Origin of the sequence: Cupriavidus necator, from assembly GCF_040578825.1 — a bacterium.
Taxonomy (GTDB): Bacteria; Pseudomonadota; Gammaproteobacteria; order Burkholderiales; family Burkholderiaceae; genus Cupriavidus; species Cupriavidus necator_E.
On sequence record NZ_JBEFLI010000032.1, the window covers coordinates 66,289 to 76,626 of the forward strand.

Here is a 10,338-nt window from a genome sequence, read left to right on the forward strand (position 1 = left end):
GGCCTAGTCTATCTGCTGGGCAGGGATTGCCAAGTTGGATACTATCGGCTTAACCGATAGATACATCGATAAGGCGCCGCATGAGCCTCTCCCTCGAACAACTGCAAGCCTTTGTCGCCGCCGCCGACAGCGGCTCCTTTTCCGCCGCCGCGCGCCGCCTGGGCAAGGCCCAGTCGGTGGTCAGCGCGGCGGTGTCCAATCTGGAAATCGACGTTGGCAACGCGCTGTTCGACCGCGGCGGCCGCTATCCGGTGCTGACGCCCGCCGGCGAGCGCCTGCTGGCAGAGGCGCGCGTGATCCTGGAGCGCTGCGAGCATTTCCGCGGCGTCGCCAAGAGCCTGGGCGAGGGCGTGGAGACGCGGCTGGTGCTGGCGGTGGACGAGCTCTATCCCGAAGAAACGCTGGGCATGCTGCTGGTGGAGTTCTCCAGCCGCTTCCCGGCGGTCGAGCTGGAGCTGCTGTTTCCGCTGATGGAGGACGTCAGCCGGCTGGTACTGGAAGGCGGCGCCGATCTCGGCATCATGTGGCGGCAGGAGGTGTTGCCGCCCGCGCTCGGCTTCCATGCCCTCGGCTGGGTGCCGATGCAGATCCTGTGCGCGCCCGAGCATCCGCTGGCGGGCCAGCGCGTCGACTGGGAAGAGCTCAAGCGCTACCGCCAGCTGATGGTCGCCACCCGCACCGACAGCGAGGAGAAGATGCGCCTGCGCGTCGCCGCCGACGTGTGGTGGGTGGAAAGCCAGTGGGTGATCGTTGAACTGGTCAAGCGCGGGCTGGGCTGGGCCTTCGTGCCGTGGCACGTGGTGGCCAACTCGCCTGCCGCGGCGCGGCTGGTGTCGCCGCCGCTGGCGTTCCAGCAGCAGGACTGGCCGGTGGCGATGGAGCTGGTGTGGCACAAGCAGCGGCCGCTGGGCAAGGCCGCCACCTGGCTGCGCGAGCGTATCTGCGGCGAACCGCTGCCGCGCGCGCCGGCTACTGCTGGCTGACTGGCGCGCTGACGGCCTTGTCCGCAGCGCCCTGCGCCGACGCTGCCTCCGTCCCCGGCGCATGCCAGCCGCCGCCCAGCGCCTTGATCAGCACCACCGCCGCCGTGTACTGGCGGCCGGTGATCGACAGCGCGGTGCGCTCGGCGGTGTAGGCGCTGGTCTGCGCCGTCAGCACGTCGAGCAGGCCGGCGGTGCCGGCGCGGTAGCGGTTGTTGACCAGCGCCAGCGCCTCGCGTGCCGAGCGCAGTGCGTCGTTCTGCACCGCCGCTTCCTGTTCCAGCAGCCGCTGCGCGGCGAGATTGTCCTCGACCTCCTGGAACGCCCCCAGCACGGTTTGCCGGTAGTTGGCGACGGTCTGGTCGTAGGCGGCCACCGCCTGCGCCTTGGCCGCGCTGCGCAGCCCGCCGTCGAACAGCGTGCCGGCCAGCCCGCCGCCGATCGACCAGATCCGGTCCGGCAGCGACATCCAGCGCGCCAGCGTGCTCGCGCTCAGGCCGCCGCTGGCCGACAGCGACAGCGTGGGGTAGTAGGCCGCCTGCGCCACGCCGATCTGCGCATTGGCCGACGCCATGCGGCGCTCGGCGGCGCCGATATCCGGGCGCCGTTCCAGCAGCTGCGACGGCACCGCGGCCGGCACGCGCGGCGGCGCCGCCTTGAAATCCTCGGCGGCCAGCGACAGCGCCGACGGTGGCTTGCCCACCAGCACCGCGATTGCATGCTCCAGCTCGGCGCGCGTGATCTGGATATCGAGCTGCTGCGCCTGCGCGCTCTTGAGCTGCGTTTCCGATTGCAGCACGTCGGAGCGCTGCGCGGTGCCGGCAGCGTACTGGTTCTGCACCAGCTGCAGCGACTTCTGGTAGTCGGCCACGGTGCGGTCCAGCAGCGCCTTCTGCGCATCGGCCACCCGCAGCAGGAAGTAGCTCTGCGCCAGCGTCGCCTGCGTCGACAACAAGGTCGAGGCCAGGTCAGCATGGCTTGCCTGCGCGCTGGCTTCGCTGCTCTCCACCTGGCGCCGCACGCGGCCCCATACGTCCAGTTCCCAGGTCGCGCCCAGCGACACGCTCTGCGCATTGACGATATTGCCGCTGGTGCCGCGCGAACGCGACGCGCCGCCCTGCGCATCGACGATGGGGAAGAAGCCGGCGCGTGCCGCCTGCAGCGATGCCACCGCCTGGCGGTACTGCGCCTCGGCCGCCTTGATGTTCTGGTTCGAGATCTGCACCTGCGACATCAGCGCGTCGAGCTGCGGATCGCCGAACACGGTCCACCAGTCGGCACGCGCCAGCGCATCCTGCGGCTCGGCGGGCTTCCAGTCGCCGGTCCATGAAGGGGTGCCGGCATTGGCTTCCTTGAACGCTTCCGAAACCGGCGCGTCCGGACGCTTGTAGTCGGGGCCCACCGCGCAGCCGGCCAGCAGCAGCGCGCACGCCAGCGGCATCGGCAGGGCATGGGTCAGCAGACGGGAAAAAACGGTCATATCGAATCTCTGCAAATCTAGACGGCGGCCGGCTGGTCCGGCTGGTCCGGTGTATGCGTACCGCGGCGGCGCTGGCGCCAGGCCTTGACCTTCAGGCGCCAGCGGTCCAGCGTCAGGTAGACCACCGGCGTGGTGTACAGCGTCAGCAGCTGGCTCACCACCAGCCCGCCGACAATGGAGATGCCCAGCGGCGCGCGCAGCTCGGCGCCGTCGCCGCGGCCGATCGCCAGCGGCACCGCGCCCAGCAGCGCGGCCATGGTGGTCATCAGGATCGGGCGGAAGCGCAGCAGGCAGGCGCGGTAGATCGCGTCGCGCGGCGACAGCCCCTCGCGCCGCTCGGCATCGATGGCGAAGTCGATCATCATGATCGCGTTCTTCTTGACGATGCCGATCAGCAGGATCACGCCGATCAGCGCGATGATGCTGAAGTCGGTCTTCGACGCCAGCAGCGCCAGCAGCGCGCCTACGCCCGCCGACGGCAGCGTCGACAGGATCGTCAGCGGATGCACGTAGCTCTCGTACAGCACGCCCAGCACGATATAGATCGTGACCAGCGCCGCCAGGATCAGGATCGGCTGGCTCTTGAGCGAATCCTGGAACGCCTTGGCGCCGCCCTGGAAGTTGGCGCGCAAGGTTTCCGGCACGCCGATGCGCGCCATCTCGCGCGTGATGGCATCGGTCGCCTGCGACAGCGACACGCCTTCGGCCAGGTTGAACGAGATCGTCGACGCGGCGAACTGCCCCTGGTGGTTCACGCCCAGCGGCGTGCTGGTCGGCACCACGCGCGAGAATGCCGCCAGCGGCACGCGGTTGCCGTTGCCGGTGACCACATAGATGTCCTTCAGCGCGTTCGGGCCCTGCAGGTATTCCTGGCTCAGCTCCATCACCACGCGGTACTGGTTCAGCGGGTGGTAGATGGTCGATACCAGCCGCTGGCCGAAGGCATCGTTGAGCACCGCATCGACCTGCTGCGCGGTCACGCCCAGCCGCGACGCCGCATCGCGGTCAATGATCACCGAGGTCTGCAGGCCCTTGTCGTTGGTATCGGTATCGATATCCTCCAGCCCCTTCAGGTTGGACAGCGCTGCCCGCACCTTGGGCTCCCACGCGCGCAATACCTCAAGATCATCGGACTGCAGCGTGAACTGGTACTGCGAACTGCTCTGCCGGCCGCCCACGCGGATATCCTGCACCGACTGCAGCAACAGGCTCGCCCCCGGTTCCTTGGCCAGCTTGCCGCGCAGCCGCGCGATGATGGCATCGGCCGATTCCTTGCGTTCGGCAAGCGGCTTGAGCGTGACGAACATCTGCCCGGTATTGCGCTGCGAGCCGCCGGTAAAGCCGGTCACGTTCTCCACCGCCGGATCCGACTGCACGATCTTGATGAAATTGTCGAGCTTGCCGCGCATGGCCTGGAACGAAGTGGCCTGGTCGGCGCGGATATAGCCGATCAGCCGTCCCGTGTCCTGCTGCGGGAAAAAGCCCTTGGGCACGATCACGTACAGGTACACGTTGAGCGCGATGGTGGCGATCAGCACCAGCCACACCAGCGGGCTCAGCCGCAGCGCGGTGGACAGCGAGCGCGCATAGCCGTCGTGCAGCCACTGGAACATGCGCTCGGTGGCGCGGAAGAAGCGGCCTTGCTTTTCGGGCTCGGGCGGGCGCAGCATCCGTGCGCACATCATCGGCGTGGTGGTCAGCGAGACCACCAGCGATACCAGAATCGCCACCGACAGCGTGATCGCGAACTCCTGGAACAGCCGGCCCACGATGCCGCCCATCATCAGCAGCGGAATGAATACCGCGATCAGCGACAGGCTCATCGACAGCACCGTGAAGCCCACTTCGCGCGCACCGCGCAGCGCCGCCGCCAGCGGCTTCATGCCTTCCTCGATATGGCGCGAGATGTTCTCCAGCACCACGATGGCATCGTCGACCACGAAGCCGGTGGCGATTGTCAGCGCCATCAGCGACAGGTTGTTCAGCGAGAACCCGGCCAGGTACATCACCGAGAACGTGCCGATCAGCGACACCGGCACCGCCACGCTGGGGATCAAGGTGGCGCGCACATTGCGCAGGAACACGAACACCACCATGATCACCAGCGCCACCGAGATCATCAGCGTGTGCTCGACCTCGCGCAGCGACGCGCGGATGGTGGGCGTGCGGTCCATCATCACGTCCATCGAGATCGCCGCCGGGATCATCTTCTGCAGGTCCGGCAGCAGCTCGTTGACGCGGTCGACGGTCTCGATGATGTTGGCGCCGGGCGAACGGTTCAGCACCAGCAGCACCGACGGCTTGCCGTTGGCCGAGCCGGCGTTGCGGATGTCCTGCACCGAATCGACCACATTGGCCACGTCGCGCAGCCGCACCGGCACCGCGAACGAATTGGGCCCGCTGGTGGCGCTGGTGCCGCCGGTGGCGCCGCTGGTGATAGTGGTGGTGCCGCTGCTGGTGGTCAGCGTGGTGACGGTGACGCCGTTGACCACCCTGGTGCTGACGCCGCCGCTGGCGGTGGCGTTGGCGGTGCTGGCGATCAGCGCGCCGGCCGAGGTCGACGAGTAGGTGCCCGGCGTGGCGTAGCGGATGATCAGCGGCATATAGTCTTCCGCCTTCATCGCCTGGTCGTTGGCGTAGACCTGCCAGTTGCTGGTGGCATTCTCCAGCGTGCCCAGCGGCCGGTTGGCGTTGGTCGCGCTGATGGTATTGCGCACATCCTCCAGCGAGATGCCGTAGTTGTTCAGCGCGGTCGGGTTCAGCTCGACCCGCACCGCCGGCAGCGAGGCACCGCCGATAGTGACCTGGCCCACACCCTCCACCTGCGACAGCTTCTGCGCCAGGATGGTCGAGGCCGCGTCATAGAGCTGCCCGCGCGTCATGGTCGGCGAAGTCAGCGCGATGATCATGATCGGCGCGTCGGCGGGGTTGACCTTGCGGTAGGTCGGGTTGTTGGGCAGGCTGGTCGGCAGCGTGGCGCGCGAGGCGTTGATCGCCGCTTGCACGTCGCGCGCGGCGCCGTCGATATTGCGCGACAGGTCGAACTGCAGCGTCACGCGGGTCGAGCCAAGCGAGCTGCTGGAGGTGATCTCGGTCACGCCGGCGATGGTGCCGAGCGCGCGCTCCAGCGGCGTGGCCACGGTCGCGGCCATCGTTTCCGGGCTCGCGCCCGGCAGCGACGCCGACACCGAGATGGTGGGGAAGTCCACCTGCGGCAGCGGCGACACCGGCAGCAGCCGCAGCGCGGCCAGCCCTGCCAGCAGGATGCCCAGCGTCAGCAGCGCGGTCGCGACCGGGCGGTGGATAAAGGCAGCCGACAGGTTCATCGCGGCCCCGGCCCCGACGGCTGTTGCGGCAGCGGCGGCTCGTCACCACCTTCTTCCGGATCGCCGAAGCGGCGCTTGCGCCAGCCCTTCACGCGCGTGGCCACGCGGTCGAACGCCAGGTAGATCACCGGCGTGGTGAACAGCGTCAGCACCTGGCTCACCAGCAGGCCGCCCACCATGGTCACGCCCAGCGGCCGGCGCAGTTCGCTGCCGATGCCGGAACCCAGCATCAGCGGCAGCGCCGCCAGCAGCGCCGCCATGGTGGTCATCAGGATCGGGCGGAAACGCAGCAGGCAGGCCTGGAAGATCGCATCGCGTGGTTTCATGCCGCCCTCGCGCTCGGCCTCGAGCGCGAAGTCGATCATCATGATGGCGTTCTTCTTGACGATACCGATCAGCAGGATGATGCCGATGATGGCGATGATGCCCAGGTCCTGCCCCGCCAGCAGCAGCGCCAGCAGCGCGCCGACGCCGGCCGACGGCAGCGTCGACAGGATCGTGACGGGGTGGATGGTGCTTTCATACAGCACGCCCAGCACGATATACATCGTCACGACCGCCGCAAGGATCAGCCACAGCGTGTTCGACAGCGACGCGCGGAACGCCAGCGCGGCACCCTGGAAGCTGGTCTGCATCGAGATCGGCAGGCCCAGCTCCTGTTCGACCTTGGTGATCTTGTCGACCGCGGCGCCCAGCGATTCGCCATGCGCGAGGTTGAACGAGATCGTCGCCGCCGGGAACTGGCCCTGGTGGTTGATCACCAGCGGGCCGGTGCGTTCGGTGATGCGCGCGAACGCGCCCAGCGGCACCTGGCCGCCGGAAGAAGAGGGCAGGCGCAGGTCGGCCAGCGACTGCGGGTTCTTGCGGAATTCCGGCATGGTCTCCAGCACCACGCGGTACTGGCTCGACTGCGTGAAGATGGTTGACACCAGCCGCTGGCCGAAGGCGCTGTACAGCGCGCTGTCGATCACCGCGGTGGTGATGCCGAAGCGCGCCGCGGCGTCGCGGTCGATATCGACATAGGCGCGCAGGCCGTTGTTCTGCTGGTCGCTGGTGACGTCGCGCAGCTCGGGTTCCTGGCGCAGGCGTTCGACCAGCTTCGGCACCCACGTCGCCAGCGTCTCCGGATCGGGATCTTCGACGGTGAACTGGTACTGCGTGCGCGAGACCTTGTCCTCGATGGTCAGGTCCTGCACCGGCTGCGTGAACAGCGACACGCCGCCGAGCGCATGCACCGCCTGCTGCAGCCGCTGCGTCACCACTTCGATCGGATCGCGCTCGCCCTTGGGCTTGAGGTTGATCAGCATGCGCCCGGCATTGAGCGTGGTGTTGGTGCCATCCACGCCGATAAACGACGACATGCTTGCCACCGCCGGATCCTGCATCACCACCTTCGCGACCGCCTGCTGCTTGCGCGCCATGGCGTCGAACGAAGTGGTCTGCGCGGCCTCGGTGATGCCCTGGATCACGCCGGTGTCCTGCACCGGGAAGAAACCCTTGGGCACCAGCAGGTACAGCAGCCCGGTCAGCACCAGCGTGGCCACGGCCACGACCAGCGTCGCCTTCTGGCGGTCGAGCACCCACTCCAGCGCGCGGCCGTAGCGGTCGATCACGTTGTCGAAGAAACGGCCGGTGGTGCGGTGAAAGCGCGACAGCTTTTCTTCCGGTACATGGTGCAGCAGGCGCGCGCACATCATCGGCGTCAGCGTCAGCGACACCACCGCCGAGATCAGGATCGATACCGCCAGCGTGATCGCGAACTCGCGGAACAGGCGCCCGACCACATCGCCCATGAACAGCAGCGGGATCAGCACCGCGACCAGCGAGAAGGTCAGCGAGATGATGGTGAAGCCGATTTGCTTCGAGCCCTTCAGCGCCGCCGCCATCGGCGAATCGCCTTTCTCGATGTAGCGCATGATGTTCTCGATCATCACGATCGCATCGTCGACCACGAAGCCGGTGGCAATCGTCAGCGCCATCAGCGTCAGGTTGTTGATCGAGAACCCGGCCAGGTACATCACGCCGAAGGTGCCCACCAGCGACAGCGGCACCGCCACGCCCGGGATGATGGTGGCGGGCACGTTGCGCAGGAACAGGAAGATCACCAGCACCACCAGCGCGATCGCCAGCAGCAGTTCGAACTGCACATCCTCGACCGAGGCGCGGATGGTGGTGGTGCGGTCGGTCAGCAGCTGCACGTGGACCGAGGCCGGCAGCGCGCTCTGCAACTGCGGCAGCAGCGCCTTGATGCGGTCCACCACCTCGATCACGTTGGCGCCGGGCTGGCGCTGGATATTCAGCACGATCGCGGGTTTGTCATTGGCCCACGCCGCCAGCCGGCTGTTCTCCGGGCCGTCGACGATCTCGGCCACGTCGGTGATGCGGATCGGCGCGCCGTTCTTGTAGCCCAGGATGATCTGGCGGTATTCGTCGGCCGAGCGCAGCTGGTCGTTGGCGTCGATGGTGGAGGCGCGCGCGGGGCCGTCGAAGCTGCCCTTGGCACCATTGACGTTGGAAGACCCGATCGCGGTGCGCAGGTCGTCGATCGACATGCCCAGCGACGCCAGCGCGGCCGGATTGGCCTGGATGCGCACCGCGGGGCGCTGGCCGCCGCTGATGGTGACCAGGCCCACGCCCTGGATCTGCGAGATCTTCTGCGCCACACGCGTATCGACCATGTCCTGCAGCTTGGGCAGCGGCATGGTGTCCGAGGTCATGGCGATGGTCATGATCGGCGCGTCGGCCGGGTTGACCTTGCTGTAGACCGGCGGCATCGGCAGGTCGGCCGGCAGCAGGTTGCTGCCGGCGTTGATGGCGGCCTGCACTTCCTGCTCGGCGACGTCCAGCGGCAGCGTCAGTTCGAACTGCAGCGTGATCACCGAGGCGCCGCCAGACGAGGACGACGACATCTGCTTCAGGCCCGGCATCTGGCCGAACTGCCGCTCCAGCGGCGCGGTCACCGACGAGGTCATCACGTCCGGGCTGGCGCCGGGGTAGAGCGTGGTGACCTGGATGGTCGGGTAATCGACCTCGGGCAGCGCTGACAGCGGCAGCAGCCGGTAGGCCACCAGCCCGGACAGCAGGATGGCCAGCATCAGCAGCGCCGTGGCGACCGGGCGCTCGATGAAGAGGCGTGAGGGGTTCATGCGCTGTCCTTACTGCTGCGCGCCGCCGGCGGGCGGGGCGCTGGCGCCGGCCTGGCGGTGGCGGCGATGTTCGCCGGCCGCGCCCGAGGCGGCCGCGCCGCTGGCATCGGCTTGCGCGCCGCTGGCACCGCCATCGCGGTGGCGCCGGCCACGTCCGCGCGGCTGGCTGGCGGGTACCACCGCGGCGGCGCGCGCGGCCGGATCGACCGCCTCGACCGTCATGCCTTCCTTGAGCCGGTCGGCGCCGTCGATCACCACGCGCTGTCCCGGCTCCAGGCCGGTGAGCACCGCATTGCGGCTGCCGTCGCCCGGGCCCAGCGTGACCACCTGCACCTTCACCTTGCTGCTGTCATCCACGGTGTAGACAAAGGTACCTTGCTGGCCGCGCTGGATCGCCGCCACGGGGATCACGGTCGCGTCCCTGAGCGTATCGACCCGCGTGCGCACGTTGACGAACTGGTTGGGGAACAGCATGCCGTCGGCGTTGGGGAAGACCGCCTTGAGCTTGACCGTGCCGGTGGTGGTGTCGATCTGGTTGTCGGTGGTCAGCAGCGTGCCTTCGCCGAGCTGGTTGCGCACCTGGCGGTCCCACGCCTGCACCGGCAGTTCTTCGCCGGCGTTGAGCTTCTTCAGCACCGACGGCAGGTTGTCCTCGGGGATGGTGTACATCACGGCGATGGGCTGGATCTGCGTGATCAGCGCGATGCCGTTGGCGTCGCTGGTATTGACGATATTGCCGGGGTCGACCTGGCGCAGGCCGATGCGGCCCGACACCGGCGCGACGATCTTCGTATAGCCCAGCTGCAGGCGCGCGTTGGCGACATTGCCCTGGTCGGTCTTGACCACGCCCTCGTACTGGCGCACCAGCGCGTCCTGGGTGTCGACCTGCTGCTTGGAGATCGAGTCCTGGCCCAGCAGCGTGCGGTAACGCTGCTGGTCGAGCTTCGCGTTCTGCAGCAGCGCCTGGTCGCGCGCGAGCTGGCCCACGGCCTGGTCCAGCGCCGCCTGGAACGGGCGCGGGTCGATCTCGGCCAGCACATCGCCGGCCTTCACCATCTGGCCTTCCTTGAACAGCACCTTCAGCAGCGGCCCGGACACCTGCGCGCGCACGGTGACGTTGGAAACAGGGGTGACGTTGCCCAGGCCGTTGAGCACCACGTCCATGTCGCGTCTGGCCACCGTGGCCACCACCACCGGCGAGCGCGGCATGCCGGCGGCGCCCGGACCCCCGCGTGCGCCGGGGCCGCTGGCGCTGCCCGGCGCGCCGGCCGTGCCCGCCGGGGCGGGGCTGCGGTGCGCGTACCAGTACCAGGCGCCGCCGGCCAGCAGCAGCACCAGCAGGCCGGCATAGAGCCCGCGTCGGCGCGGGCGCCGCGGCGGCGTGCCTTCGGGCGGACGGGAAGACG

General features: G+C 68.5%; 5 protein-coding genes. 1 reads left to right on the forward strand and 4 read right to left on the reverse strand.

Annotated elements, in window-relative coordinates; genetic code table 11:
• Nucleotides 1-80 precede the first annotated feature (80 nt).
• Complete coding sequence (locus tag AB1I47_RS17400) at nucleotides 81-983, forward strand: LysR family transcriptional regulator (protein ID WP_354684984.1); 903 nt, start codon at nucleotides 81-83, stop codon at nucleotides 981-983.
• On the opposite strand, the gene AB1I47_RS17405 is transcribed toward AB1I47_RS17400, so the two are convergent.
• From AB1I47_RS17405 to AB1I47_RS17420, 4 genes are all read right to left on the reverse strand, one after another.
• A complete protein-coding gene (locus AB1I47_RS17405) occupies nucleotides 970-2,460 on the reverse strand; it encodes an efflux transporter outer membrane subunit (protein WP_354684985.1) in 1,491 nt (496 codons plus the stop codon). The two genes, AB1I47_RS17400 and AB1I47_RS17405, sit on opposite strands and share 14 nt — an antisense overlap.
• A 17-nt stretch (nucleotides 2,461-2,477) precedes the next feature.
• Nucleotides 2,478-5,786, reverse strand: coding sequence for an efflux RND transporter permease subunit (locus tag AB1I47_RS17410; protein WP_354684986.1), 3,309 nt, complete (start codon nucleotides 5,784-5,786; stop codon nucleotides 2,478-2,480).
• On the reverse strand, nucleotides 5,783-8,932 hold the full coding sequence (locus AB1I47_RS17415; protein WP_354684987.1) for an MdtB/MuxB family multidrug efflux RND transporter permease subunit: 3,150 nt from the start codon (nucleotides 8,930-8,932) through the stop codon (nucleotides 5,783-5,785). The genes AB1I47_RS17410 and AB1I47_RS17415 overlap by 4 nt, the downstream gene beginning before the upstream one ends.
• A 9-nt stretch (nucleotides 8,933-8,941) precedes the next feature.
• Nucleotides 8,942-10,338, reverse strand: a 1,397-nt coding sequence (locus AB1I47_RS17420) for an MdtA/MuxA family multidrug efflux RND transporter periplasmic adaptor subunit (protein WP_354684988.1), incomplete at its 5' end; no start/stop codon positions are given.

Bases quoted from the DNA above. Each gene is read 5' to 3' on its own strand.
- AB1I47_RS17400 (WP_354684984.1), top strand. From the start codon at position 81: ATGAGCCTCTCCCTCGAACAACTGCAAGCCTTTGTCGCCGCCGCCGAC.
- AB1I47_RS17405 (WP_354684985.1), bottom strand. From the start codon at position 2,460: ATGACCGTTTTTTCCCGTCTGCTGACCCATGCCCTGCCGATGCCGCTG.
- AB1I47_RS17410 (WP_354684986.1), bottom strand. From the start codon at position 5,786: ATGAACCTGTCGGCTGCCTTTATCCACCGCCCGGTCGCGACCGCGCTG.
- AB1I47_RS17415 (WP_354684987.1), bottom strand. From the start codon at position 8,932: ATGAACCCCTCACGCCTCTTCATCGAGCGCCCGGTCGCCACGGCGCTG.